The following is a 26,235-nucleotide window of genomic DNA, read 5'->3' on the forward strand; positions in this document are numbered from 1 at the left end:
CTTCCGAATTTTTCTCTTCTTTGCTAATCTCGTTCTCCATATTAGTTCTCTTTTTCTTTATTAATCGTTTTTCGTATGATTCTCTTCTTCCTTATTAATCTCGTTTTCCGTATGATTCTCTTCTTCCTTACTAATCTTGTTCTCCGTATGATTTTCTTCTTCCTTATTAATTTCGTTCTCCGTATCTTCTTCTACCTTATGATTTTCGTTATCTGTTGACATATTAGCCAGACCATATATAAAACCATGTATTGGTTCCATTACATCCCAGACATGGCGGTTATTGTCAACGGAGGCTTCTCCGCAGTCTATTACTTTGGTATGCTTTCTGAAAGCTTCCAAAGCATTCACTACCGGTTTTAATTTATCATGAGAAATAAAATTACTGAATTCGCTCATGTTTTCCAGTATATTATCAACAAAGACATGAGCAATAATTTCAATTGCTAAAGAATGGTGATTTATTTTTAAAGGCTTACAAAAAAGTCCCTCATATGTTTTTAATATGTGCTCAGCCAGTAACAAAGCCCCGCCATGAAGCTGTTCTAAATATTCCCTCAGGAAATCATCCGATTTAATCCTTACTATTTTATCCTCATATTTTACTGAAATATCATGATATTCCCTGTTCCAATCCATCATAAGTAAACCATCCTTTGTGTCTTCACCTTAATTCGTATTATATAATACCACTTTTTTTAACCCAGGTAAACGAAAAGATAAAAGGGCTCCTTCAAAATTATAGAGAGAATAGAAATGTAAATAAAATAAGAATTATGCTTTGTAACAAATTGTTTACAAAACATAATTCTTATTCTCTCCAAGATACTTTAATATTTTTTATTACTACCCCTCTAATAGTTTTATCAAATAGTATCTAAAAAATTAGTGCTGCTCCTATTAATTTATGAATTTTGATTTATTAATTGGAGTACTCCTCAAGCTTACCACCAGTTAGTTTATACGCAATTTTTGAATATTTTAAAAATTCATAATCATGGGTACTGACAATAACAGCAATTCCCTCCTGACTTAAGCGCTGAAACAGCCTCATAATAGATACCGCATTATCAGGATCCAGATTACCGGTGGGCTCATCAGCGAAAATAAGTGCAGGCTCAGAAACTATGCTTCTTACAATGGCAGCTCTTTTTAACTCCCCGCCGGATAACTGGCCAGGATACATCTTTATTAACTCAATTAGCCCAAATCCCTCTAATAACTTAATAGAACGCTGCTTCAGATTTTGCTTGCCGGAAAAATACCCAGGCATCAGCATGTTATCCAGAATATTGAAATTGGCAAGGAGGTTCTGTCCCTGCATAACATATCCGATTTTACTGCCGCGTAATTGATCCAGTCCACAAAGACTTTTTCCAATTAACTCCTTGCCCTCAAAAGTAACAGTACCCTCTGTGGGCTTTAATAAACCGGTTGCTATATTTAGCAAAGTACTTTTTCCGCTTCCTGAACTTCCCAGGATGCAAACAAAGTCACCGGCATCCACTTTTAGGTTAACCTGGTTCAAAGCATAAAAGGCTTTCTTGTTTCGTTTAAATTGTTTGGATATATTCTTTATCTCCAATAACATCATTCATTCTCCTGTATCAGCAAAAAGGTTTGTTTCCTGCCAATCTTAACTGCTGCAATCAGTGAAGATACCACTCCAATCAGAAGAGAAATCAGACTGCAGCCTCCCCCAAGAAGCAGCGCGTTCATCCCACCTGATTGAAAATATGGAAATCTAAATGTCACCATAATATAAGTATGAAATACGGTTACCAGAACATAAGCGGTTAAACTTCCAAGTACACTCCCCAAAAAACTAATAATAGCCGCTTCTGTGGTTATAAAACCAATCAGATGGGATCTTTTAGCTCCTATACTTCGAAATATCCCATATTCTCTTCTTCTTTCCTGTATGGTAATTGAAAATATACAAACAAGGGCAGCTATGGTAAATATCATTAATATGTACACGGTCAGTTGTTGATAAACCGTAAATTTACCTATTTCATCCGTCAGACCTTTTACCAGTTTGTTAGAGGTATATACTGCAATATCTTCATTTTTATAGGCATCTGTAATTTCTCCCGCAACAACCTCAGAGTCATAATCAGCTTTTACATCAACAGATAATAAGGATATTAAATTTTCATGATCACCGAGGGCGAAGTAATTGCGGATGATTGGCTGTTTAACTAGCTTAAAAGCCGCAGCATAGTTTAAAAACACACAATTGTCATAACCCATTCCGGTCTTTTCCAGTTTTGCAGCAACTAAAAATTCTTTACCATAATAGGTAGCGGTATCCCCTGGTTCATAAGACAGATTATTGCCGATAACAATCTGATCATCCGGCAGATTACCTCTATACTTCTTTTGAATCCAGGGCTGTATGGTAAAATCGCTGGCTGGATCAAAGGCTATTATCTGTATTGCATTATCACAGCATGCACTGTCAGATAATGTAGCTAGAAACAATTGGGAGGATATTTTTTCTACCCCCTCCATTTTTTTAATTTTATCCAGCCAATCTTTATCAAAATAAACCATACATGGTTCTCCCATGAAAAGAGCGTTCTGAATCGTACTCACATAATCTCCCGGAACGATAACCAAATCCGCGCCAAGCCTTTTCACTGTATTATTTACACCCTGCTTTAAACTTAACAAAATCAAGTTACTTGCATACGTTGTAATGGTAAGCATAAACACAAAGAAAATCATTAAAAATGTACGAGTGGGTCGTTTTTTCAGATTTTGATATACAATATAGAATAAGGTTATATGCTTACGTTTCTCTTTTTTTGAATTAACCATCATAGGACTGGTTACGCCTCCTTTATGCGGTTTTCGCATCGGTGGTTTCTTTTTTAAACTGTGCTATCAGAAACAAAATATTACCCGCAATATAAAGCAATCCCGCTCCTGATATGACATAAATAAGAGGAAAGGTAAGGCTTTGACAAATCATCTTCTTATTCCCGCAGCCACCAATCAAAACAGATGGAATCAGTAGGGAAGAGATGTAAGCTGCCAGTACCAAAAGAGTAATATTCAGTCTAACAACTATGATATTTGCAAGCAAATATAGGATACCACCAAAAAATATGATTCCTCCGACAGCAATCAAAGCCCTTGCGGACCAGTGACATTTCATAGCCATCTCCTTCACTGCACAAACCTTAAAGATTGACTGCGGCCCAGCGGCAATAAGCAGTCCACTGATGATGAAAAGAAGTCCTGTTAAGATTCTGTTTTTCATTATCTCCTCCTTGTTTATCCCAAGATTCCAAGGGACTCTTTGCAAACTAAAGTGATATATACCTTTATACTCCATACTTCACTTCATAATATATATTCATCGTAATAATTCATACGCAACTTCATAATTCTTACACAACTTAATAACGAATTATCACTTTTTCACCCTTCCTTTAATTGACTTTTGGGATCAATGGGAGGTTTTACTGTTCCAGTTATACTGTCTGGAACACCATTTAGTTTAAAGAAACTGTTCTTAGCCAGTGCAGCGGCATCCGTATCCGCTTTAATCAGTCCCAGGTCTTTCATATCCAGTATATTACGAGTTAGTGCTGTCTGGACTCCGCTTACGGAGGGTAAGTATTTAAAGGTACTAATGGTATGTCTGTCAATATCCAAATCGCCTACCAACCAGTTATTATCCAGTTGGATTTCGGCCGCCAGATCAGTGTTTTGGTCTATCCATACGGAAGTTTTTTGGATAGCTCTTACCACCTTGGCAACCTGGTCTGGATATTTTTCAAGGGCTTCATTCCTGACCCATAATGAACAGCAATATTCATCCTTTAATAGGTCAGAAGTTGCAGAATTAAATATGGATACGGCATCACCATCCTTTACCAGAATCGTAGCCTGAGGATCCCCTATGGCTATTGCATCTACAGCGCCGTTTTTCAGGGCAAGGGGTAAATTATCTTTACTGAAAACTACAAATTCGACCTCCATCTTATCTGCCGTAGAACCAATTCCTACCGATGCTAAAGCCCGTTGGGTAACAATATGGCTGGAGGACGCCAGTTGTTCTACCCCGATTTTCTTACCCTTTAGACCTTTAATATCAGTAATTCCTGTTTCCTTACCGGCTAATATCTGAATACATCCGGTATGGATACCCAGTACTGTTTTTGCTTCCAGACCATTATCAAGAGGTGCCAGCATGGCTGCAATGAGTCCAAAGGTCACGTCTGCCTGACCGGTGGAGAGCATCTCTACTCCTGGCGTACTGGAAGTTAAATATTCATAATCAACTCCTTCTACCAGACCTTCTGCTTCATAAAATTGCAGTTGTTTCGCCAGGTGCAGGGGAATTCCACACAATCCTGCACCGTACAGAATTTTTATCGGTTTCTTATTACCGGCATTTGCAGTTTTGGTGTCGTCAGTTTCGGAACTTTCCTCGGTAACAACTTCTGTTTGACCAACTGAACTTTCTCTGGTTCTGACACCACAGGCAGTTATAAAAGCAGATAGTATTAACATAATTAATAAGATTATTATTTTCCTGTATTTTTTCATAGCCCAGCCCTTCCTTGCTTTTATTTAGATTCGCTTTACTCAATTCCTGATTCTAAGTTACTTTTTTCAGTTACCTTCTTGATGTATTACAAATAGTATTCCGGTGATAGGGTCTTACCAGTAAAATCAAGAATCTGGAGTATCTTAGACCGCAGCCTTAAAAAGTCACTGCTGTCTCTTTGTCTCCCCTGGTTTTCTCCCCGTCCGATTAAAACCTCAATAATCTCTTCTATCTTTGCTGGTCTAGGCGTCATAACAAAGATACGGTCGCTTAGATAAATCGCCTCGTCTACATCATGGGTCACCATAACCATAGTCGTCCCCCGTTCCTTCCATATTCTAAGAATCTCATCCTGCATATTCATTCTTGTAAATGCATCCAAGGCACCAAGGGGTTCATCCAGTAAGAGTACTTTGGGATTGTTCACCAGTGCCCTGGCTAAACTTGCTCTTTGTGCCATGCCGCCGGAAAGCTGATGAGGATAGGATTTTTCAAAACCATCAAGACCTACCAGATGGATAAAATCAGCCACATCCTGCTTATGTGCCTTATAGACATGTCTGGTCTTTAATCCATAAGCAATATTTTCGTATATATTCAGCCAGGGAAATAAGGTAGGATCCTGAAACACCAGTCCACGCTCATATCCCGGTTCTTTAATCGGCTGCTCATCTAATGTGATAACCCCTGAGGTAGGTTCACTAAGTCCTGCAATCAGCCTTAAAAAAGTAGATTTCCCACATCCGGACGGACCGATAAGACATATAAATTCCCCTGCCTTAATATCTGCATCCAGATGATTAAGAGCAATCGTTACCTCTCCATCTGTACGTTTAAACCCTTTGCTTATGTCTTTTGCCGTTATTCTACCAAATCCCTTATCCGGTTTTGTCAGTTCCATTGTTACCATTTGATTACTCCCTTCTGCCAGCCTAATAACTTATCCCTTACTTTAAATTGCAGGGTAATAAAGAGGTAACAAAATACTGCTATCAGAATAAGCCCTGCGTATACATTAGGATAGGAAATCATTTCTTTCTGCCAGTTGATATACCAGCCGATACCGGCCTTTACTCCTAACATTTCCGCTGCCATTAAGGCTACAAAGGAACTGCAGGTAGCGTTAAAAAATCCCAGAAAGATGGAAGGCAGCGCATCCGGTATTGCAATATGGAATAAGTTTTGCAGATTTGAGGCTCCTAAGGTTGAAGACACTTCAAAGTAAGACTTTTTCACGCTCTGGATTCCGGAACTGGTTAATATGGTAATCTGAAACCATACACCAAAGGCAATCAAAAATACTGCCGCCCACCTGGGAGTTGGAAACAATACCAGGGCTAAGGGAATCCAGGTAGAGGAAGGTATGGGACCTAAAATCCGGATAACCGGATAGATCCAATAGTTAAAGCTTAAACTCCACCCAACCAGTATCCCTGTAAATACTCCTGCAACCGTTCCAAAAATCAATCCTTCAATCAGCAAACTAAAAGAACTGCCCATACACTGAAATAAAAATTGCCGGTCTTCAATATAAACATTCAAAATCCTATTTAAGCTTGGAAAATATATCTGAGGCAATAACAAATATTTAACGGTTACAATATTTATTACATTAACAAAAAGAACAAATCCACTGACAAACCAGCCTTTATGGGAATACTGTTTTCGGAACCTGTCATGAAATAGGGTAATGGTAAACAATATAATTGAAACCACTAAGAAAAAAGTAATGACATCCCTGAAATTAGTAAGTTCCCTGTATTTCGCTTCCTGACTGTTGGGAACCAGCAGGTCGGTAAGCAACGTAATTCCCAGCGCAATAATCGGAAGAACTCCACGGTAATCAAACCCAAAAACAGTCTTATGTTCATTCTTAATCACTTTGTCCATGTAGCTGCTCCTCCTTAACTAGTATTTGGTTTTTGTAATACTTCTTAACTTTATTAAGAGCCTCCTCTATTAATCCGCTATATTGCAGAGATATAATTCCATAGTGGTTTAATAGTTTCTCCGACTGACCTCCGATTTGTTTTACAAGCACAATCTGACAATCCCCCAGGGCTTTGATTTTTTCTCTGATCCGCTCCTCCTGGTGATTGCCCCAGGAGACATTGGAATCAGTTATACGTTCTCCCACTAGAGTAACGGTATCCTCCTCCTGGCTGATATCGGCAAGATAAAACCGACTGCACTGTCCAAAATGTTCGGTAATTGTTATACCATCCCTGCTTCCTATTGCGACGCGATACACCATAGCCATCCCTCTCTAATACCAGTATCTGCTTTTTTCTTCCTGTACCGTATTAAATAATTCCGTCGACAAATACCGCTCTCCGGTATCCGGAAGAATTGCCAGAATTACCTTGTTCTTATTTTCCAGTCTGTTCGCAATCTTAGCAGCTGCAAAAGCTGCTGCCCCGGAGGATATCCCCACCAATAGCCCCTCTTCCCTTGCAAGGACTCTGGAGGTATCCATTGCTTCTTCGTTTCGAACCTGGTAGATTTCATCCACTATCTCAAGGTTTAACACTTTTGGAATAAAGCCTGCACCTATTCCCTGAATTTTATTGTAACCAGGATTACCGCCGGAGAGCACCGGAGAAGCAGCCGGTTCAACGGCAATTACTTTAATATCCGGATTCTGTTCCTTTAAATAACTGCCTGCCCCGGTAATGGTACCCCCAGTTCCGACTCCGGCTACCAGAATATCAATTTTTCCCTTAGTTGCTTCCCAAATCTCTGGACCAGTGGTCTTTTTATGTACATCCGGATTGGCTTCGTTGTTAAATTGCTGTAAGATAAGACTGTTTGGCGTCTGGATGTTTAGTTCTTCCGCTTTTCTGATTGCTCCTTTCATCCCTAAGCTTCCCGGCGTTAAAACCAGCTCTGCTCCAAGAGCCGTTAAAAGGCTTCGTCGTTCAATGCTCATGGAATCCGGCATGGTAATAATCAGTTTATAACCTTTAGCTGCTGCCACAAATGCCAGACCTACACCGGTATTACCGCTGGAGGGTTCAATTAGGACACTGTTTTTGTCTAACAACCCTTTTTCCTCTGCATCTGCTATCATTGCATAAGCAATCCGGTCTTTCACACTTCCTAAGGGATTAAAATATTCCAATTTAAAAAGCAGTTCAGATTCCTTTATATTACCTAAGTTTGAAAAGGCTATGGGCTTTAATATTGGTGTATCTCCAATCAGCTCCGTTAAATTTTCTACAATTCTACTCATTCTACCACCCATTGCATAACACATCTGCAGGCAGATGTGTTACTGCCACATATAAAAAGGTTGAAAGAATCCATAAGTGGCATCCTCTCATACATAATATTTTCTTTCAACCTAACACCCATTGCATAACACATCTGCAAGCAGATGTGTTACTGCCACCTATAAAAAGGTTGAAAGAATCCATAAGCGGCATCCTCTCATACATAATATTTTCTTTCAACCTAACACCCATTGCATAACACATCTGCACGCAGATGGGTTACTGCCACATATAAAAAGGTTGAAAGAATCCATAAGTGGCATCCTCTCATACATAATATTTTCTTTCAACCTAACACCTTTTTAATTAATAAACTTCCAGCTCTTTAATATTTTCCTTTGGATCCCTTTCATACCAGGCGTCACTTAACGGCAGCTTGACATTGGAGGATATATTCTTAAAGAAATTGGTGTTTTTCAGTATCTTAACTGCTTTTCTGGCAAGTTCAAAAGCACCGGAATACCCCATATAATTAAGTTGTTGACCAAAGAGGGGCAGATTGGGAATACCAAGCTTAGTTACCCAGCCATTGGCATTCATGTGACCAATATATAAATCCGGCTTTAACCGTTTTAATATATTAAGTTCCTCCGCCGGTTGCCCTGCGGCAACTTCAATTATTAATTCTGTATTCTCCATATCATCCAGGATATTTTCTACAAAACGGTCAACATTATGGGCTTTGACACCAACCAGATTCATTCCTAAAGAAGCAAAAAATTCTGCTGTAGTTAAAATCCTGGTTTCTCCGCCTCCTACGAATACGCTTTTTCCCTTCAGGGCTCTCTTAAGTGGTTCCAGAGCTTTTAAAAGCTGTTCATTTTCAAACTGAATCAACTTTTCTGCCGCAGCCTCCAATTGAAAGCGTTCAGCTATTAACCGTATCCATTGATTGGTATTGCGGATTCCAATAGGCAGGGTATCAATTAAATAATCCGTTCCGAAACGTTCCTTTAAATGTCCCAGCAAATAATCATCGTGGGTGGCACAGATACTTACATTTAATGCAGCTTCCCCGATATGGGTTAAATCTTCTAAGGAAGCATGTAATGGTAATACCTTTGGAATTAATCCCAAAGCACTGATTAATCTGGATAATTCAACTTCATCACCATTACTGTTGGAACCTACATTAAAAATATTAACCGTCCTTTTATTCCTGGCCTGATAGAGGGCATCCCTTTCCTCCGATGGAATAGCTCTTTCATATGGTTTGGCCGGTTCAATTAAATGCCTTAAGACACCATGATAGGCTGAATCATAACCGGAAGCTACAAACTTGCTCTTAAAACCTTCACAATGTACCGGTACTAATTTTGCACTGAGGCGGTCGGATAGTTCATTGACCAGGGAATCAATATCGTCGCCAATAATTCCCGGCACACACCCATTTGCTATAACAATTGCCTCAGGATGGTACTCTTTTTCGGCATACAAAATAGCTTTCCTCAGCTTATCAAGCCCTCCCTGGACCACGTCCAGTTCATCCAGATTCGTATGAAGCCAGACAAAATCATCTTCTGTTTTTCCCTTGGAGGCCCTCATGGTTTTACGCAGTCCACCGGAACCTACAAAGCTTGAGCAGCAACCCAAAGGGGAATGGATAATCATTACCACATTCGTAAAACTGCTTACAATACCCACCGCCAGACCTAACTGACAACCGCCGCTTTGTGAAAATTTCCTGTTCTGAAGCTGTGCACAGCCGGTTTGCAGACCGTCTTTTAATTGTCTGCAGGAACCGCAGAAAGCATGACAGGCACCTATTCTTTCTTCACGGGTAGGAGGTGCTGCTGCATTTAAAAAATGATAACTTAAACTCTCAACATAACTGGAATTTGCCATACTTAGTCTCCCTTCTTCTCATCTTGCGGCTACCAACTGGGTTAACAGGTCTTCTACCAAAGTAAGTCCCCCTTTAAAGCCGGTATAGCCTTTATTTAAGACCACACGATTACTGACTGGAAATGCAACGGATAAAAATCCAGCGCCGATTTTTTCCGCCAGACTACCTTCGATTCCGCTCCCCACTACAAATGCCGGTCCCAGGGCATCATAATATTTTTGATTCCTATTGTAAGGCCAGCTTTTTCTGACTTCTTTTAACAAGACTCCTGCATTTTCCTCAAATATAACCTTTGGTTTGGTTTCTGAGGTCAAATCATTAAATTTAGCCAGGTAAGTCTCACGCTCTTCCCTGCTGATTATGTCGTTAATAGCGGTCAGGTGTGGAATCCATCCAAGATCGTTAGCAAGAAATCTGGTTAAAGCATAAGCATAATAACTATCTGCTACAATCAATGCATATCGCTGAAAATCAATATCCGAATAAATGTCAACGATACGTTCCAGGTAGGAATAATAATCTTTTTTCTCTTTCTCCAGGACTTGTTGTATCATATAGGGACTAATATTGAGTTCATTTCCGATATTGATTAATAATTCTTCTGTTCCGGTTGGTCCCACCGGCACATCCGCAATTATATAAGGAATGTCATGGATTTCCTGAAAAGTCTTGGCTGGTTCTAATCCAGCCTGACCTGACAACAGGATATTAAGAGATGCCCTCCCATAGTTGCGAATGGAAGCAACACTTTCTCCCGTACCAAAAAAAGTATTCACTTTCACTCCGATTAAGCCAAGCAATCTTTTTATTTCGTCTAAATTGCCTCTGTAAAAAACGTCATGACCAGGTACCACCCCTAAAATATTAACTGTATTCTCCTCCTTCTCAGGGGAAGGTTCGATAACCTCCTTTATAATGGTGTTTAGAACGGCATCATAGCCTTTAAAGGTATTTCCTAAAAATCCAGGAGTACTGGCTCCAATCACATTTTTATCCCGGTACTTCTTTGCAATACTGACAGCATCATCTCCAATAATTTCTACCTGGCAGCCGGTTACGACAATATACAGGTCAGCATCTAAAATCTCAAGAGACTGTTCAATCTGCTCTTTTAGACGTTCTTCTCCTCCAAAAACAATATTATTTTCCGCTATGTTTGTAGTAGGTATCATGGTTCCGCCGCAATATCCGGTTCCCCGATAACCTGCTGCCAGATTATAGGTACCTGACAATGCAGCCGCACACCCTCCGGAAGCATGAACAATAGGTACTGCCTTTGGAATTCCAGCAATGGTAGTTAGTGCACCGCCAAGGGCACATGAAAATTTTGCACGGTCAATAAACTCAGACAAATCGATTCCTCCAATCTTATCCAGTCATTTTTCTTCTTTTTTCATATCTTCATTATCTATAAACTATCCGATTTAAGAAAAGACCAGGATAATATCCGTATTTCTACTAGATGTTATCCTGGTCTCCAGATGACTAGTCAACCTGTCATTACACTTATACTCTGAATTTTTCTGTTTTTTCAATCTGCACCACTTTTCCGTCATGAATCACTATAGTTAAAGACCCAAATTTGGGTATAGCCAAATAATTTAAAATCAGTTCAAATTCTTTTAAGTTCTTTAAACTCATAATTTGATTTTTAAAACTTTCTACCGCCATATGAAATCCCCCTGTCTATAAATAAATTAAATTCCCGCTTGAATACCTCCGACCACCACTCCGCTTTCTAACTCCAAAATTTGATTTCCCCAATCAAAAGCCCATTGTCGCAGTGTCTGTGTATCCATAGGAGCCGGTATTGTTGATTTGTCATGTGCCGCTATTCGTTCTGCCAGTTCCGTATAAACCGCCGCCTGGGCAGAATTCGGAGCTGCTTCAATGGTCGTTTTCCCTTTTAATTCACTTTGAGTTACTGTTACCGATCGTGGAACATACTGCATAATCTGGGTTTGGGTCCGTTTTGCGAAATCATCGATGATATTTTTAGAATAAGGCTGGTTTATAGAATTAGCAATAATACCCCCAAGTAAGGCTCCCCCATTGTTCGAGTATCGTTGAATTCCTTTAAACAGGTTATTGGAGGCATATACACTCATAAAGTCTGCTGAAGATACCGTAAAAACATGTTCTGCAATTCCTTCCCGAATGGGTACGGCAAAGCCGCCGCATACCACATCACCCAAAACATCGTATATGACTAGGTCCAAATCCAGATCCTCAAATACATTCTGCTGCTTAAATAACTGGACCGCCGTGATAATCCCTCTCCCTGCGCAGCCTACCCCAGGTGCTGGTCCACCGGCTTCCACGCAGTAAATCCCGTTAAACCCTTCAAAAATCACCTCACTTGCCTTTACCGAATTTTTTTCCCTTAAGGTATCCAAAACCGTAGGGATATACTCCCCATTCCTTAACGTATTGGTGGAATCACTTTTAGGGTCACAGCCAAACTGCATTACTCTGTAGCCGAGTTTTGACAGAGCGGCACTAATATTGGATGTCGTCGTCGACTTGCCTATGCCTCCCTTCCCATAAATTGCAATTTGCTTTATTTTTTTTGCCATCTTATTCTCCTTCATTCAGGTCAAATTATTGTAAATATCTTAAAAGTTAGTATTTATCTACAATTTTGACAAACCGGTAAATGAATCCTTCCATTGTTATACATACTGCTAAAACAAGGATGTATGTTTTTTATATTGTCCCTGCCTTTAACCAATCGTTATCCTCCTTTCTCAGACTTAATTCCATGAAAATAATTTTGCCATCTACAACTTAAAGATAGAAACTCTTTCATTTAAATTTTGTTCGCTAAAATCCAGAACCTTAATCTTTTCTGGCAGGATTTTATATATGTAATGGGTATCTTTCTGAATTTTTAAGGAAGGCTTTCTTGAAATAATCAATGTTTTTCCAGTTTCGTATTCTTTTTCATTATTGATTAAACATGCCTTGCCATAAATTGTTACATTAAAGAATTTTGATATAAATTGATTTTCGTGTTGAATAAATACCGCCACATTGCTATTCCCTTCGAGCTGCTTCACTTTATTACTTTCTTTTAATGTAGCAAAATAAATATCGTAATCCGATATGCCATAGCCTCCAAGGGTTCTGATATCCGGAATACCGTCCGCATCAATAGTGGTCAGGATAATTGTTTGATTCATCTTTAAATACTCTTTGATTTTTTCCTCCGTTGCTGCCATTTTTCTTTCCTTTCTTATTAATTGATAATCTATATTAATTTCCCTACGCCTTCCTTTCAAATTAGCTTCTTTTTATTACTAAAACATCTCCCGGTGTTTTTTAATAAAAAGAACTTTTCTTGATAAAAAAAGCTCTGGAAAAACACAGAAGTGCTTTCCAAAGCCTCTAGTTAACTAGTCAACTTAGTTACTTAAATCTAACTTTTTCATTTTTCTCAATCTGAACAATCCTGCCGTCTTGAATGATGAGCATTATTGATCCAAACTGTATTGTTTCAATAAACTCAATTATCTTTTGTATGTCTTTTTCATTGACCGTATTCTTCTTAACGATATTGCCTTTCGAATCCTCCACCAATAATCACCTCTTACACACAAAGTATTCCTACTAATCAAATATGAATGATATGTATTACCTTTTTTGATAGTATATCTTCTAATTCATACTTTGTCAATATGTTTTATTGGTTTATTGGTAAATATTTTTTGATGTTTTTTTCTATCTTTTTCAATCAAATTTATGAAATCAAACTTTCTTTTCATAAAACCTATAAAACTCGTTTCAATGTGACTAACACCAGTTCTGGTCTGTTAAATATCCTAATTGGTATCACACTGTTTCCAAGACCCCTGCTGATGACCATGGAAGTATTATTGCTTACATTGATACCACTGGTATATTTAGGAAAAAAACCCTGATCTGGAGCGAAAACTCCCCCTATAAAAGGGAGTCTGAACTGTCCTCCATGGGCATGACCGGAAAATACCAGATCAATATTTTCACCTGCATACAAATCAATTAATTCCGGTCTGTGGGATAATAAGATTTTAAACCGATCCTCTTCACCTGCTGAAATGTCCTTTAGAGTATCACAAATAACTTCATTCCGACTCGCCTCAGGTAAAAAATATGGATCTTCCAAACCAAGCAGTGCAATGGAATCCTCTCCTTTTTGAAGCAATTCAGAATAATTATCCATGATAACCACATCACTTTCCAGTAATTGTTTTTCTAACTCTGGATACTCTCTGCTGCTTTTCTCATGATTCCCAGTAACATAATAAACAGGAGCAATAACTACTGCCTGCCTTACAAAGTCCATTGCAGTAAAAATATCCGTTCGGCTCCTGTCAATTAAGTCACCGGTAATGAGGATAATATCCGGCCTAACCTTTTTCACCAAATGGATTAAGTCAGCCTGGTTTTTACCAAACCTTTTATTATGCAGATCCGAAACCTGTAAAATCCGAAATCCCTCAAAACCCTCCGGTACTTTAGAATCTGTAACTTCATACTTGGTAATAACAACATCATTATTCTGCCAATAGCAAAACAAAGCTGCTGACAAAAGAATGAAACTAAAGATAATAAACTTCTTCTTCCGGCTTATAAATTCGTCACCATTCTTTACTTTTATAAATCCCATCACCATTCTCTACTTTCCTTAGACATAGACCACCAGACCGAATTTATCACTGAACAGGAAGCACACAGGGTATCACCGACGGAGCACCATCACCTGCTAAATCTAGCGAAGTTTCCGCGTCACTGCAAAATCTCCCAGGTTCCATCCGTAAGAAATCGATTTGCACTCTCAGTAGCCCGACCGATAATATCCTCGGAATATCCCATAACTCCAAGCAGCTTGATAGCGTTTTTTGAAATTGCCCTGCCCTCAAACAGCTTGTAGTCAAATAAAACATTATCCTCAACAATCTGTTCCTGGAAATGATAATTTGAATAAAAACTTTCAAGAATATGGGTAAGCTCAATATCGTGGGTCGCAGCAAAACACATCGCATTCCCCTCTGAAAAACTATAAAGGATCTGGGAGGAAGCCGCAATACGCTCTAAGGTATTTGTGCCCCTTAAAACCTCATCTACGAAACAAAGCGTCGGAATATTATCATTTAACCGGTCTAAAATTCGTTTTAAAGATTTAATCTCTACGATATAATAACTTTCCTTACTAAAGATATTATCCTGTAAAGCCATGGATGACGCAATCTGAAAAAAGCTTGCCTGATAACTTTTACTCACAGAGGTAAAAATAGTCTGGGAAAGGATCGCATTAATTGCCAGTGTTTTAATGAAAGTGGATTTTCCGGAAGCATTAGAACCGGTAATTAATACACAGCGGTCCTCATGAATGGAATTGGTAACCGGCTCCTCTATCATAGGATGAAATAACTCATCTACATGAAGAAAGGGATTGGAACCGGAAGTAAGTTTTGGAAGACAATAATAGTCTAGCATCTTACGAAAAGATGCCACTGCAATCATACTATCTAAGGTACCTATGCTAATAAACATCTCATTTAAAGCTGCACGGTTTTGCTTAAAGCTGTCCAGCATAGAATTAAACTTAATTAAATCCGTATGAAACAGCATTCTCACATAATCCAGCCCAAGGTCCATGATATCCCCGTTGGGATTTTTGCCTGCTACGATCCGGGAACCTTTTTTAAACTGGGAGAACTTACTGCTTGCATGTTCAAGTTGTGCGGTATATGTTTTTATTTCCGGTATATCCAGTTTCGTGATATCTTTTACCGAATTCAATAAACGGATAATATAGGAGCAGACACTAAAATATATCTCAATTTCCGCCTTTCTTCTGTAATACTGGATAATATTATTGGCTATCATGCCAAAGGTTAATAGTCCTCCCAACCCTGGGTTGAAAAAAATCAATGCAATCGCTGCAATTAACCCTAAGTCCATAAGATAATGAGGAATGCTGCTCTTAACTGTCAGTTTATCTAACTGATTGATGTATTCATAAACAGAAACATTCCTTAACTTTCCCATTCCCCGAAGTGCAAGCTGCAAATCCATCCGTTTTTCTTCATTCTGCTGAAAGAATTCGATCAGGCGGTTTCGCTCCAGTAAATCCTCTTCTTTAAATTTTACCTTACGAAGAACAGAATACAAATATTCTTCACCAATAGCACTACCCGTATTATTGACCAGCATAAAAATCTGGTCCATATCTACATCATTCCAGGTAATATCATCTACATCCAAACCTTCCTCTTTTACAGACCTGTAATAACTGGATAAGGACTTTAAGGATTCCGACGTATACTCTTCCTCAGGTATCTCTCCCCATTCCCGCCTGAGTCTTGCTATTAATTTTATATGGTTATTTTTTTTATCATATATACTTTTAGCTATAAATGCTGCAAAAATTGCGATTATAATAATTACGAACTCCATAAAACTCCTTACCGTATGCAGAGCATACTTTACGCTTTTGATTTTTAATTTTCTTATTCTTCCATTATCTTGCTTCTATACCATTCAAATTATTATAAAATTAACCACTAAGTATGTCAATAAATATCCAATTAACTTTTTTTAAAACTATCTTAATATTTAATAAAGAGCTATATCATACACGATTCCTGAAAAATGCTTATAAAAAAGGAACTGTCCGAAGACAGCCCCCGTTAATTCTTATAATAAAATATAGCACAAAGTATTTCTTATAGATTAGTCATTAATGAATCTAACGATTCGAATCGGTGACCGGTAATACATATTGGAAATTTTAATACCAGTCCTTGGATTACTAGCATGGATTACCTGACCATTGCCAATATACATAGCAACATGGCTGATATAACTTCCGCTTCCGTAGAATACTAAATCTCCAGGTCTGATCTCGGAGGAATTAATGGAGTAGCCTGCCGACGCCTGACCTCTTGATACTCTGGGCAAGGAATACCCAAAATGAGAATAAATCCCTTTCGTAAAACCGGAACAATCCGTACCATTTGTTAAACTTTCGCCGCCCCATACATAGGGATTTCCTAAAAATTGTTTTGCAAAAGCAACCATATCTGCACGAACGCCGGAAACGCCAGCCTGTAATTCCTCAACTGTTACGGCCTTTTGTAAAGCATAGGATAAGTTAATATACTGTCTGGCTACGAAACCTTCATCATTATCGATATTAACCTTAATCCAATCTGTGTTTACTTCCGTAACTTCCATTTCCTCATCTATCGGTACACTAGTAACGACCTCTGATAAAAGGCTTTCATCCGATCTTACATTCAATGTCTCTGTATTAACAGTAGCAATCAAACTTCCAACCTTTTTTGCAAGGCTTACTGCTTTATCTCCGGTAATTAAAAAAGAACTCATAACATATCCGGTAACCTTACCGGATTTGATTTTGGCCCAGCCATCCTTGTCAACTTCTAAAATGGTACAGCCTGCATTCTTTGGTAACTTTCCGATTATCTTGTTATCTTCACCTGGACCGCTTCTAATGTTTAAATGATTTTCAACATCAGCAATACCTAAATTATTATAATCATATGCAGCAACGCTGGATTCGAGTGCAGCTATCGTAATTTCAGAAGCTGCAGCAGTGCTGCCGGAATTATAATAGTTATCCAAGGTAACCGTAATTCCTGCTATGGGTTGTTCCCCATATACAGTTTCAGCGCTAGAATGTTTTGTATTGAATGAAATTAAAGCGGTGCCGGCAATACAAAGGCAAGAAATCTTCAGAAACTTTTTATTAACTTGGTTCATCGGGTTCCTCCTGTGAACTTTCTTTAATATGTATTGTAACCAAAAAACTAAGTTGTTACAAATATATTAAATTTATTTCTAATTTATTATATCAATCGTTCATAAATTTGTCAACTATGTGTCAGAAATATTTTACAATAAAGTAAAATTTAATAAAAATCTTTGTAACGAAGTAAATATCAGGAAATCCAAATACCCTCCTGTACTGTTCGTGTAGAATAAAACATAAAGTGTTTGCTTTCACTTGACAAAGGGTTTGCTGCTATATATATTTAATAGTTATAACTATATTTATAAATGAAAAGAGTGAAAGATTTGATACTCTTTCACTCAGCTTGTTTGTGACTGCGCTGCACCCACAAACAAGCGATGTGCAAAAGCAGTGCAGAAATGAGGAAAAAATGAAAAGTTATTTTATAGCTAATGGTACGGTTAACCTTCATGTTTTAGAAAATGGAGAAAAAACAGATAATTCCCCCTCCCTCTTAGTAATCGGCGGTTTATGGGAACCTGCTGAACGGGCCATACCAATACTTTCAGAATTAAGCAGTCATACCGTGGCCTTTAGTTTCCGGGGTCGTGGATTAAGTTCTACACCTGAGAATGGTTATGACCTTGATGATCATTTATCGGATATTGAGGCAGTGGTAAAGTCCTGCGGACTTAAAGATTATTGTGTTCTTGGCTTTTCAAGAGGCGCATCTTATGCCCTTTCCTGGAGTCTTAAGGAACAAAATAATATGAGCGGATTGATTCTGGTAGATCAGCCTCCCCTGCACACTAAGCCAGGAGAAGGATATGTAGATTTCTGGTCGAACCTGGTCTATTTAGGAGTTCCGATACTGAACTTCATGAGAAAATCTGCACTTAAGGGTCTTGAGAGAGAGGCTGTCCAAGTAGATTTTTCGTCCAGGCTTAAAGAACTTAACCTTCCAGTTACCTTTTTTGTCGGTAAGAATAAGTCTTCTATAATTCCGTCTGATATTACAGAAGAAATACTTCATAGCTATCAAACCTCGATACCTGATTGTAAAATAATCGAATTTCTGGAGTCCGGGCATATGATTCCCGATGAAGAGCAAAAAAAATATCTTGATGAAATACAGATATTTATTAAGAAATTAGCAATTGATCATAATACTATTTAAGTAAACCGATATTATCGGTTACTGCACCTTAGCACCTAAACGGAGGGTTATTATATAATAGGAACAGCATCTCATTACATTAACTAAGGCAGTCTTTATAGACTGCCTTATGCATGCAAACCAATTAAATTATGATACAGATAATTCCACCGTTACTGTCATTTATAATCTTTTGCATGGTTTCCTGTAATTTTAACTGACTCTCATCCGTCATTTTATTGATTTTTGTACTAATACCGTCATCCACCAACTGCTGAATTGATTTACCGTATATATTGGTATCCCAAATTCCATCGGGATTCTCAGCAGAATTCTTCTTTATATATGCAATTAAATCATTTGCCTGATCCTCACTGCCAACAATAGGTGCAATTTCTGTTTCGATATTGGCTTTAATCATATGTATAGAAGGTGCCGTTGCCTTGATTTTTACACCATATTTATTGCCATGTTTCATGACTTCAGGTTCTTCCACCGTGATTTCTTCTCTGGTAGGGGCAACTACACCATAACCTCTGGCACGTACCTGATCACACGCACTGCTGACTTTCTGATACTCATTCTTCATACTGGCCAGTTCCCTGATGGTATTTATCAGTTGATATTCATCTGCGATGGTAACCCCGATTAAATCACTGAGAATCGTATAATAATAGGTATCGTCAAAATCAACATTAACTTTGACCCTGCCATTTTCCATCTCGATATTATCAATATTAAACCTTTTTACAAACTGACTGTCTGTAACTAAATTTTCCGGTCTGGCATCCTGAATTAAACTTATTTTCTTTAATAACTGTTTGACCGATGCAATTAAATCCTGTTTCAGCCAGTGATCATCCGGCAACATTTCTGCCCATTTTGGTATGTAGAAATTGATTTCTGAAACTGGGAATACAGATACTATGTTAGTCATGATATGATTAATATCTTCCTTCTTTAATTGTTCACAGTTTACCGGCATTGTGGTGACATTATATTTGACAGCAATATCATTTGCTAAATTTAAGGTAGCCTCAGAATAGGGTTTATTGGTATTCAGCAATACGATAAAAGGTTTCTTTAGCTTCTTTAATTCTGCAATTGTCTTTTCTTCGGCGGGTATGTAATTATCCCGGGGCAGATCACCAAAACTTCCGTCTGTCGTTACGACAATACCAATGGTGGAATGATCATTAATAACTTTTTGTGTACCCAGCTCTGCTGCCTGAGTAAATGGAATTTCATAATCATACCAGGGAGTTTTTACTAAACGTTCCTGCTCATTTTCAATATGGCCGGAGGCACCGTCTACCATAAATCCAACACAATCAATAAGACGTATATTAACTTTTGTATTGTCTCCCAGTTGAATCTGGGCAGCTTCCTTGGGTATAAATTTGGGTTCGGTGGTCATTATGGTTTTACCGGCAGCACTCTGGGGTAATTCATCAATTGCCCTCTCTTTATTATGGATATCCTGAATATTGGGGATAACCAACAGATCCATAAATCTTTTGATAAAGGTAGATTTTCCCGTCCTAACCGGCCCCACCACACCTATGTATATGTCACCGCCTGTCCTAGCCTTAATATCATTATATACATCGTATATTTGATTAGATAAGTCAAGTGACGAAAATTGCTCTAACATATGCCATCCTCCTTTCGGTTATAATTAAGCATATGCAAGAGTAATAAAATTAATGATTAGTAATGATAAGTTTGTTATAATTTTAATGAAAGAATAGAATCTAAATCTGGTTCCGTCAAATACGATAACAACTTTAGATACCTTTTGTAAAAGCGTATTGACTATTAGGGTAAACGAATCACCAAAAACAGAGTAAAACAATTATAACCATAGTTTACATTGACCGTCCATAAAATGATTGCTAAAATGTAAGTAATTACTTGACGAAATTTACCTTTTGAACGTTCTAAGCAAGAAGGAATGAATAAGCAATGGCTATAAGGTAAAACAAAATTTAAGTATTGAAAGGTCGCCGTATAGATCTTCCACCTTTTTTATTACGGCAGTATCGTAAGCCTGCTTACGATATATAACGGGTATAAAGATGAATATTGAAATCAAAACTTTACTTAAAGTTCTAAGCAAAATGCTCGGTACGGATATACACCAGGCAGATTACCAAACAAAACAGTTACATGGCGGTACATTAGGTGATGTGCAGCTTGTTACCGGCAAAGCTGTAGCTGTTAATGGCAATCAATTTTCATATCGTGTCGTTTTGAAAATTCAGAAAAAATGGGAACGTTTCGGGGACCCCGGTTCTTGGCGCAGGGAGTATGATCTTTACACTTCCGCGTTAGGTACATTTTTCACCGACTCATTCCGTTGGCCAGAGTGCTATCATACTGAAATGAGCAAAACTGGTAACGAAATCATGATCTGGATGGAATATATTGAAGGCATATCAGGCTTAAATCTGTCTGGTGAAATGTATGAACGCGCAGCAGAGGAATTAGGACGTTTCCAAGGAAAGCTGTATGCCGAGCAACCAGCTTTTTTACAGAAGATGACCAACTTAAGTAATGTTTCATACATGAAAAACTGCTATCTTCATTACAGGTCATGGAATGTTGTCTATGATTACATCCGCTCTGCTAATTGTAATATTCCGAAACACTTATGTAAAATGCTCATCGGTATTGATGAGAACGCAGAGGATATATTAAATAGGCTTGAAAACTTACCTATTGTGTTTTGTCACAGGGATTTTTGGGTAGCGAACATATTTTACGCAGACGGTAAAATCGTATTACTCGATTGGGATACTGCCGGATGGGGTTATATGGGGGAAGACCTTGCAAGTCTAATTGCAGACGAAGCGAATGTTGATTATATGGTTGAATACTTTCAAAAATGTATTCCTGCGTATTATAAAGGATTTTCGGAATATTCAGATGTATCCCAACTTTCCGAACCTTGCGTGGCTGAGCTAATACTTCTTATGTTCGGATATCGGCTTGTTGAGTGGTATATTAATTCAGAATCCCTTGATGAAAAAACGCTGCAATTGAATACCTTACAAAAGATCTATGAAATTTTTATGCAGTAAGTGTTTATTACCTGGTTCTATAATAAAACCAAAAGAGCGCAGCACTTTTTAAGTACTGCGCTTAAATTTATAACAGTCAAAAGTAAGTTTAATCTAGTATCTAACATTACCTGACTTTATTTATTCCACGTCAATTCAGAATATTCCCGTCTTTTATCCCGAAGCAGTAAATCCGCTACTGCTTCCTCCGCAGATTTATTCTCGAATAATACCAGATTGATCTGTTCCACAATAGGCATTTCAATCTTATACTTTCTTGCGAGTGCAAGAGCTGCCTTAGCAGAAAATACACCTTCTACTACCTGCTTTACTTCTGCCATGGCTTCATCCATTGTGTAACCTTTTCCGATCAGGTATCCGGCATTTCGGTTACGGCTGTGTTTACTGGTACAGGTTACGAATAAATCGCCTACACCGGATAACCCCGCAAAAGTCTCTATCTTTCCGCCCATGGCAACACCTAAACGGCTGATTTCAGCAATCCCTCTGGTCATAAGGGCTGCTTTGGTGTTATCTCCAAACCCTAACCCGTCAGCAACACCGGCTGCCAGAGCAATCACATTTTTTATAGAACCTCCAAGTTCAATTCCAATTACATCCGGACTGGTATAGACACGGAAGCGGTCGCTCATAAATACATCCTGGATAAAATAAGCCGTCGCTTTGGAATCCGCTCCCACTACACAAGTAGTAGGAATTCCTCGGCTTACTTCTTCCGCATGGCTGGGACCAGACAAAACTGCCACGTCAGCATTATTTAACTCTTCTTTTAATATATCTGTTAAGGTATCCAGGGTAGTTTCTTCAATTCCCTTACCTACGTTTACTACGATTTGATTTTCTTTAATGTAGGGACTGGCCAATTTGGCTGTTCTTCTGACAAACGGCGAAGCCACTGCAAATACGATTAATTCTTTCTCTGTACAGGAATCCTTAAGATCATCGGATATCACTACAGAATCCGGTAGTTTTACTCCGGGGAGCTTATCTTTTAGTTCCCTGTCCTTTCTAAGTACTTCCACTTCCGGCGCCAGCGCAGACCAAAGTGTAACCTCATGTCCGTTATTTCCGAGTAATATTGCAATCGCGCTACCCCATGCTCCAGCTCCTAAAATGCTAACCTTTGCCACTATTTGTACCTCCTTATTTTTCAATCTTAACCTTTTGTCCAATTTTATTTTCTGTTCCGTTTAGTAATCTTTTCATATTGGAACGATGCTTAATAAAGGCTGATACGGTAAATACCAGACTGACGATAAGCATATGTATGTTTCCCAGATACAAAATCAATACCCATACAGGAAATAAAACAGATATTAATAAGGACCCTAAAGATACATACCTCGTTATTGCTACAACAACGACAAACAAAATAAACGCAGCCATGCCAAGACGCCAGTCAAAAGCAAACATAACTCCGGCGGTGGCAGCAATTCCCTTTCCGCCTTTAAAATTTAACCAAACCGGAAAATTATGTCCAAGTACAACTCCAAGCCCAGTATATAGCGGTAAAAGCGCTCCATAACTGTCATTTTTAAAGACATAACGAACTATGAAAACAGGTATGACAGCCTTAAGGGCATCTCCTAAAAATGTTAAAAATCCAGCCTTCCAGCCCAAAGTACGCAGGGCATTGGTAGTTCCGGCATTACCGCTTCCATAATTCCTGATATCAATATTATTTGCCTTACCGATCACATAAGCGGTTGAGAAGCATCCAAAACCATAACCTACAATTAAGCAAATCAATATTTTTAATAACATACTATTCTTTTTCCTTTCGCTCCCTGATGAAAAACTTCAATGACGTTCCTTTGAATCCAAAGGCTTCTCTGATTTTATTCTCAATATATCTCGTATAAGAAAAATGCATCAGTTGTTTATCATTGACAAATATAACAAAAGTAGGCGGTTTCACAGATACCTGAGTGATATAATAAAGTTTTAAACGTTTTCCCTTATCTGAGGGGGGCTGCTGCATGGCAACGGCTTCCATCATGATTTCATTCAATACACCGGTAGCAACACGTAGATTCTGATTCTGTATTACCTGCTCAATGAGTTCAAATAATTTAGGCATTCTTTGTCCTGTCAGGGCCGAGATAAATATAATCTCTGCATATGGCATATAGGATAACGTTTCTTTTATTTTAGCGGAATATTGATAAATGGTTTTATCATTCTTTTCTACGGCATCCCACTTATTCACCGCGATGATAACACCTTTTCCCCGTTCATGGGCAATTCCGGCTATTTTGGCATCCTGCTCCGTAACCCCTTCTTCCGCGTCAATTACCAGTACGACTACATCTGCACGTTCTACTGCTGATACAGTCCTTACTATACTAAACCGTTCAATATCTTCTTTTATCTTACTCTTACGGCGAAGTCCTGCCGTATCGATAAAGATGTATTCTTTACCATGAAACTTAACGGTGGTGTCAATGGCATCCCTGGTGGTACCGGCAATATCGGATACTATAACACGTTGTTCACCGATTAACTTATTGATTATAGAGGATTTACCTACGTTAGGCTTTCCTACGATGGCAATTCTCGGACGTTCATCCTCTTCCTCTACGGTGTCTTCCGGACGGAAATGCTTCACAACTTCGTCTAACATATCACCCAGACCCAGTCTTGAGGCTGCGGATATGGGCATAGGATCGCCAATACCCAGGTTATAAAATTCATAGACATCCGGCATTAATTTTTCAAAGCTGTCAACTTTATTTACCACTAAGACAATGGGCTTTGTGGAACGCCTTAACATATCAGCAACTTTAAAGTCATCGTCTACAAGACCCTGTCTGACATCTACGATAAACATAATGACATCTGCGGTGTCAATGGCGATTTCAGCCTGCTGCCTCATATAAGTCAATAAAACATCACTGCTCTCCGGCTCAATACCGCCGGTATCTATCATGGTAAATTGCTTATCCAGCCAGGTAACGTCCGCATAGATACGGTCCCTTGTTACACCGGGAACATCCTGGACGATTGCAATTCTTTCTCCTGCCAGAACATTAAATAAGGTTGACTTTCCTACATTCGGTCTGCCAACAATTGCTACAATTGGTTTACTCATATTCTTTTCTCCTTATGTCTTAATTCACTACGGCATTGATTAAGGACTTTCCGTCTGATTGTACAATACGGATTTGTGTTTGTAAAGCATTTTTCATATCATCTACGGTAATATCATCCAATAATACATTCTCGCCGTCTCTAAGCAGAACATCAGGTAAGATTAAATAATCCCCTAATTCTTTGCCTTTTAACTGGTTCATGATATCCTGACCGGTTAATAATCCAGCCACGGTAATATCCGTTCCGAAAAATTCATTTATTATAGTATATACGGTTATCCGGATATTAGGATATTTTATATGAATCTCTTCCATTAAACTCTTAAGAATTGGTGCAGCAAGTACTCCCGTTGCCAACGTTACGGATTTTGTTCTGTTATCACCTTTTATATTCTCGTAATACTCCTTAAATTCATCTACCAGAGATCGTACCATACCAACTCCGTTTTCAATCTGTAAATAGCCTTCATAGCTGTCTGCTTCCGGAATGGGAAGTCCCGCGGTAATATACCACTCATCACTGGCATGGATAAACCGGGTCTGGTATTCCTTATATAAAATGTCCTGCCAGCGGTGAATGATGCCCAGGACATTAAGGGCATCCTCTTTCTCGAATTTCTCCAGCTTAATTAAGTTATCCCGATATTTTGTAATCCCTACCGGAACTATGGATACACTCTGCATATGAGGAATATAGGCGGCCAGATCATGAATGGAACGTTCTAATTCCTCTCCATCATTAACACCCTTACACAGGACGATCTGCCCGTTCATGGTAATTCCGGCATCATATAAACGTTTGATTTTATCAAGTGCTTCCCCTGCGAACCGGTTATGAAGCATTCTGCAGCGAAGCTCTTTATTTGTAGTATGAATTGAAATATTGATTGGTGATAATTTGTAAAATATAATGCGGTCTATGTCCTCCTCAGACATATTTGTTAACGTAATATAATTACCCTGTAAAAAGGATAATCTTGCATCATCATCCTTAAAATATAAAGTTTCTCGCATTCCCGGGGGCATCTGGTCGATAAAGCAGAACATACAGTTGTTTCTGCATGAACGGTAGCTGTCCATTAAACCTTCTTCAAATTCAATTCCCAAATCTTCTTCATATTCTTTTTCTATTTCTAATTCCCATTCTTCGCCGTCTGGCTTTTGAATAAGTATTACTAAGTATTCGTCATTTACTGCATAATGATAGTCAAATACATCTTTTATTTCTTTCTCATTGATCTGTAACAGCCTGTCCCCGGCTTCTATTTCCAGTTCTTCGGCGATGCTTTCTGGTGCTACGGATTTAATGAGATGACCTTTGTTATTCATTAAAATCTTGTCCTCTCTGATTTTTACTTTATTAGTATAGCAGTTGAGTTAAAAATTATCAAATGAATTTTGGTATTTATGTGGAATATGGTTTTTTTTTAGGACGGACGCTTTGCCTCACAACCTATCGCAGGGGTGGAGGGTACCGGGGG

General features: G+C 38.5%; 25 protein-coding genes. 2 read left to right on the plus strand and 23 right to left on the minus strand.

The genetic code is table 11. The annotated features are described in order from the left end of the window. Positions 1–60 precede the first annotated feature (60 nt). From QA584_RS14185 to QA584_RS14270, 18 genes are all read right to left on the minus strand, one after another. Entirely contained in the window at positions 61–642 is a 582-nt protein-coding gene (locus tag QA584_RS14185) for a hypothetical protein (protein ID WP_278269680.1), read from the minus strand. Positions 643–922: 280 nt separating this feature from the next. After that, complete coding sequence (locus tag QA584_RS14190; protein ID WP_278269681.1) at positions 923–1,594, minus strand: ABC transporter ATP-binding protein; 672 nt, start codon at positions 1,592–1,594, stop codon at positions 923–925. Beyond that, on the minus strand, positions 1,591–2,826 hold the full coding sequence (locus tag QA584_RS14195; RefSeq protein WP_278269682.1) for an ABC transporter permease: 1,236 nt from the start codon (positions 2,824–2,826) through the stop codon (positions 1,591–1,593). The genes QA584_RS14190 and QA584_RS14195 overlap by 4 nt, the downstream gene beginning before the upstream one ends. 19 nt (positions 2,827–2,845) lie before the next feature. Continuing rightward, positions 2,846–3,268, minus strand: a complete 423-nt coding sequence (locus QA584_RS14200) for a DUF4418 family protein (protein ID WP_278269683.1) — start codon at positions 3,266–3,268, stop codon at positions 2,846–2,848. A 161-nt stretch (positions 3,269–3,429) separates the two neighbouring features. Further along, the gene (locus QA584_RS14205) at positions 3,430–4,563 is read right to left on the minus strand and encodes an ABC transporter substrate-binding protein (protein ID WP_278269684.1); all 1,134 of its coding nucleotides are present in this window, start codon (positions 4,561–4,563) and stop codon (positions 3,430–3,432) included. 86 nt (positions 4,564–4,649) lie between these two features. After that, on the minus strand, positions 4,650–5,474 hold the full coding sequence (locus tag QA584_RS14210) for an ABC transporter ATP-binding protein (protein WP_278269685.1): 825 nt from the start codon (positions 5,472–5,474) through the stop codon (positions 4,650–4,652). Next, on the minus strand, positions 5,468–6,454 hold the full coding sequence (locus QA584_RS14215) for an ABC transporter permease (protein WP_278269686.1): 987 nt from the start codon (positions 6,452–6,454) through the stop codon (positions 5,468–5,470). Before QA584_RS14215 ends, QA584_RS14210 begins: the two co-directional genes overlap by 7 nt. Continuing rightward, positions 6,438–6,818, minus strand: coding sequence for a NifB/NifX family molybdenum-iron cluster-binding protein (locus tag QA584_RS14220; protein WP_278269687.1), 381 nt, complete (start codon positions 6,816–6,818; stop codon positions 6,438–6,440). The genes QA584_RS14215 and QA584_RS14220 overlap by 17 nt, the downstream gene beginning before the upstream one ends. 12 nt (positions 6,819–6,830) lie before the next feature. Then, the gene (gene cysK, locus QA584_RS14225) at positions 6,831–7,796 is read right to left on the minus strand and encodes a cysteine synthase A (RefSeq protein WP_278269689.1); all 966 of its coding nucleotides are present in this window, start codon (positions 7,794–7,796) and stop codon (positions 6,831–6,833) included. Positions 7,797–8,142: 346 nt separating this feature from the next. Next, complete coding sequence (locus tag QA584_RS14230; RefSeq protein WP_278269690.1) at positions 8,143–9,681, minus strand: nitrogenase component 1; 1,539 nt, start codon at positions 9,679–9,681, stop codon at positions 8,143–8,145. An 18-nt stretch (positions 9,682–9,699) separates the two neighbouring features. Then, positions 9,700–11,034 carry a nitrogenase component 1 gene (locus QA584_RS14235; protein WP_278269691.1) on the minus strand — a complete coding sequence of 445 codons (1,335 nt, stop codon included), beginning with the start codon at positions 11,032–11,034 and terminating at the stop codon, positions 9,700–9,702. 154 nt (positions 11,035–11,188) lie between these two features. Beyond that, positions 11,189–11,353, minus strand: coding sequence for a YezD family protein (locus QA584_RS14240; RefSeq protein ID WP_278269693.1), 165 nt, complete (start codon positions 11,351–11,353; stop codon positions 11,189–11,191). A 26-nt stretch (positions 11,354–11,379) separates the two neighbouring features. After that, a complete protein-coding gene (gene nifH / locus QA584_RS14245; protein ID WP_278269694.1) occupies positions 11,380–12,258 on the minus strand; it encodes a nitrogenase iron protein in 879 nt (292 codons plus the stop codon). 204 nt (positions 12,259–12,462) lie between these two features. After that, positions 12,463–12,903, minus strand: a complete 441-nt coding sequence (locus QA584_RS14250) for a pyridoxamine 5'-phosphate oxidase family protein (protein ID WP_278269696.1) — start codon at positions 12,901–12,903, stop codon at positions 12,463–12,465. A gap of 187 nt (positions 12,904–13,090) precedes the next feature. Further along, complete coding sequence (locus QA584_RS14255; RefSeq protein ID WP_278269697.1) at positions 13,091–13,258, minus strand: YezD family protein; 168 nt, start codon at positions 13,256–13,258, stop codon at positions 13,091–13,093. Between the two features lie 193 nt (positions 13,259–13,451). After that, entirely contained in the window at positions 13,452–14,336 is an 885-nt protein-coding gene (locus QA584_RS14260) for a metallophosphoesterase (RefSeq protein WP_278269698.1), read from the minus strand. Between the two features lie 113 nt (positions 14,337–14,449). Beyond that, a complete protein-coding gene (locus QA584_RS14265) occupies positions 14,450–16,123 on the minus strand; it encodes a MutS-related protein (protein WP_278269699.1) in 1,674 nt (557 codons plus the stop codon). Positions 16,124–16,399: 276 nt separating this feature from the next. Next, on the minus strand, positions 16,400–17,452 hold the full coding sequence (locus tag QA584_RS14270) for a C40 family peptidase (protein ID WP_278269700.1): 1,053 nt from the start codon (positions 17,450–17,452) through the stop codon (positions 16,400–16,402). A 401-nt stretch (positions 17,453–17,853) separates the two neighbouring features. Between QA584_RS14270 and QA584_RS14275 the strand changes: the two genes are divergently transcribed. Then, positions 17,854–18,600, plus strand: coding sequence for an alpha/beta fold hydrolase (locus QA584_RS14275; RefSeq protein ID WP_278269701.1), 747 nt, complete (start codon positions 17,854–17,856; stop codon positions 18,598–18,600). A gap of 124 nt (positions 18,601–18,724) precedes the next feature. On the opposite strand, the gene spoIVA is transcribed toward QA584_RS14275, so the two are convergent. Next, a complete protein-coding gene (gene spoIVA / locus QA584_RS14280) occupies positions 18,725–20,233 on the minus strand; it encodes a stage IV sporulation protein A (RefSeq protein ID WP_278269703.1) in 1,509 nt (502 codons plus the stop codon). 424 nt (positions 20,234–20,657) lie between these two features. Between spoIVA and QA584_RS14285 the strand changes: the two genes are divergently transcribed. Further along, positions 20,658–21,662, plus strand: a complete 1,005-nt coding sequence (locus tag QA584_RS14285) for an aminoglycoside phosphotransferase family protein (RefSeq protein WP_278269704.1) — start codon at positions 20,658–20,660, stop codon at positions 21,660–21,662. A 116-nt stretch (positions 21,663–21,778) separates the two neighbouring features. On the opposite strand, the gene QA584_RS14290 is transcribed toward QA584_RS14285, so the two are convergent. From QA584_RS14290 to QA584_RS14305, 4 genes are read right to left on the minus strand one after another with little or no spacing between them, the layout of a single operon-like run. Then, the gene (locus tag QA584_RS14290; RefSeq protein WP_278269705.1) at positions 21,779–22,792 is read right to left on the minus strand and encodes an NAD(P)H-dependent glycerol-3-phosphate dehydrogenase; all 1,014 of its coding nucleotides are present in this window, start codon (positions 22,790–22,792) and stop codon (positions 21,779–21,781) included. A gap of 13 nt (positions 22,793–22,805) precedes the next feature. Continuing rightward, on the minus strand, positions 22,806–23,426 hold the full coding sequence (gene plsY / locus QA584_RS14295; protein ID WP_278269706.1) for a glycerol-3-phosphate 1-O-acyltransferase PlsY: 621 nt from the start codon (positions 23,424–23,426) through the stop codon (positions 22,806–22,808). 1 nt (position 23,427) lies between these two features. Then, positions 23,428–24,753: a ribosome biogenesis GTPase Der gene (der, locus tag QA584_RS14300; RefSeq protein WP_278269707.1), complete on the minus strand. Its 1,326-nt coding sequence runs from the start codon at positions 24,751–24,753 to the stop codon at positions 23,428–23,430. A 19-nt stretch (positions 24,754–24,772) separates the two neighbouring features. After that, entirely contained in the window at positions 24,773–26,083 is a 1,311-nt protein-coding gene (locus QA584_RS14305; protein ID WP_278269708.1) for a DUF512 domain-containing protein, read from the minus strand. Positions 26,084–26,235: the final 152 nt, after the last annotated feature.

The sequence above is a fragment of the Anaerocolumna sp. AGMB13025 genome, from assembly GCF_029689925.1.
Classification (GTDB): Bacteria; Bacillota; Clostridia; order Lachnospirales; family Lachnospiraceae; genus Anaerocolumna.

What these genes read in the sequence shown, in the direction of transcription:
- QA584_RS14270 (WP_278269700.1), bottom strand. Translation starts at nt 17,452, where the DNA reads ATGAACCAAGTTAATAAAAAGTTTCTGAAGATTTCTTGCCTTTGTATT.
- QA584_RS14230 (WP_278269690.1), bottom strand. Translation starts at nt 9,681, where the DNA reads ATGGCAAATTCCAGTTATGTTGAGAGTTTAAGTTATCATTTTTTAAAT.
- plsY (WP_278269706.1), bottom strand. Translation starts at nt 23,426, where the DNA reads ATGTTATTAAAAATATTGATTTGCTTAATTGTAGGTTATGGTTTTGGA.
- QA584_RS14195 (WP_278269682.1), bottom strand. Translation starts at nt 2,826, where the DNA reads ATGATGGTTAATTCAAAAAAAGAGAAACGTAAGCATATAACCTTATTC.
- QA584_RS14275 (WP_278269701.1), top strand. Translation starts at nt 17,854, where the DNA reads ATGAAAAGTTATTTTATAGCTAATGGTACGGTTAACCTTCATGTTTTA.
- QA584_RS14200 (WP_278269683.1), bottom strand. Translation starts at nt 3,268, where the DNA reads ATGAAAAACAGAATCTTAACAGGACTTCTTTTCATCATCAGTGGACTG.
- QA584_RS14190 (WP_278269681.1), bottom strand. Translation starts at nt 1,594, where the DNA reads ATGATGTTATTGGAGATAAAGAATATATCCAAACAATTTAAACGAAAC.
- QA584_RS14220 (WP_278269687.1), bottom strand. Translation starts at nt 6,818, where the DNA reads ATGGTGTATCGCGTCGCAATAGGAAGCAGGGATGGTATAACAATTACC.
- QA584_RS14285 (WP_278269704.1), top strand. Translation starts at nt 20,658, where the DNA reads ATGAATATTGAAATCAAAACTTTACTTAAAGTTCTAAGCAAAATGCTC.
- QA584_RS14215 (WP_278269686.1), bottom strand. Translation starts at nt 6,454, where the DNA reads ATGGACAAAGTGATTAAGAATGAACATAAGACTGTTTTTGGGTTTGAT.
- QA584_RS14305 (WP_278269708.1), bottom strand. Translation starts at nt 26,083, where the DNA reads ATGAATAACAAAGGTCATCTCATTAAATCCGTAGCACCAGAAAGCATC.
- QA584_RS14210 (WP_278269685.1), bottom strand. Translation starts at nt 5,474, where the DNA reads ATGGTAACAATGGAACTGACAAAACCGGATAAGGGATTTGGTAGAATA.
- QA584_RS14250 (WP_278269696.1), bottom strand. Translation starts at nt 12,903, where the DNA reads ATGGCAGCAACGGAGGAAAAAATCAAAGAGTATTTAAAGATGAATCAA.
- nifH (WP_278269694.1), bottom strand. Translation starts at nt 12,258, where the DNA reads ATGGCAAAAAAAATAAAGCAAATTGCAATTTATGGGAAGGGAGGCATA.
- QA584_RS14265 (WP_278269699.1), bottom strand. Translation starts at nt 16,123, where the DNA reads ATGGAGTTCGTAATTATTATAATCGCAATTTTTGCAGCATTTATAGCT.
- spoIVA (WP_278269703.1), bottom strand. Translation starts at nt 20,233, where the DNA reads ATGTTAGAGCAATTTTCGTCACTTGACTTATCTAATCAAATATACGAT.
- QA584_RS14260 (WP_278269698.1), bottom strand. Translation starts at nt 14,336, where the DNA reads ATGGTGATGGGATTTATAAAAGTAAAGAATGGTGACGAATTTATAAGC.
- QA584_RS14185 (WP_278269680.1), bottom strand. Translation starts at nt 642, where the DNA reads ATGATGGATTGGAACAGGGAATATCATGATATTTCAGTAAAATATGAG.
- cysK (WP_278269689.1), bottom strand. Translation starts at nt 7,796, where the DNA reads ATGAGTAGAATTGTAGAAAATTTAACGGAGCTGATTGGAGATACACCA.
- QA584_RS14205 (WP_278269684.1), bottom strand. Translation starts at nt 4,563, where the DNA reads ATGAAAAAATACAGGAAAATAATAATCTTATTAATTATGTTAATACTA.
- der (WP_278269707.1), bottom strand. Translation starts at nt 24,753, where the DNA reads ATGAGTAAACCAATTGTAGCAATTGTTGGCAGACCGAATGTAGGAAAG.
- QA584_RS14240 (WP_278269693.1), bottom strand. Translation starts at nt 11,353, where the DNA reads ATGGCGGTAGAAAGTTTTAAAAATCAAATTATGAGTTTAAAGAACTTA.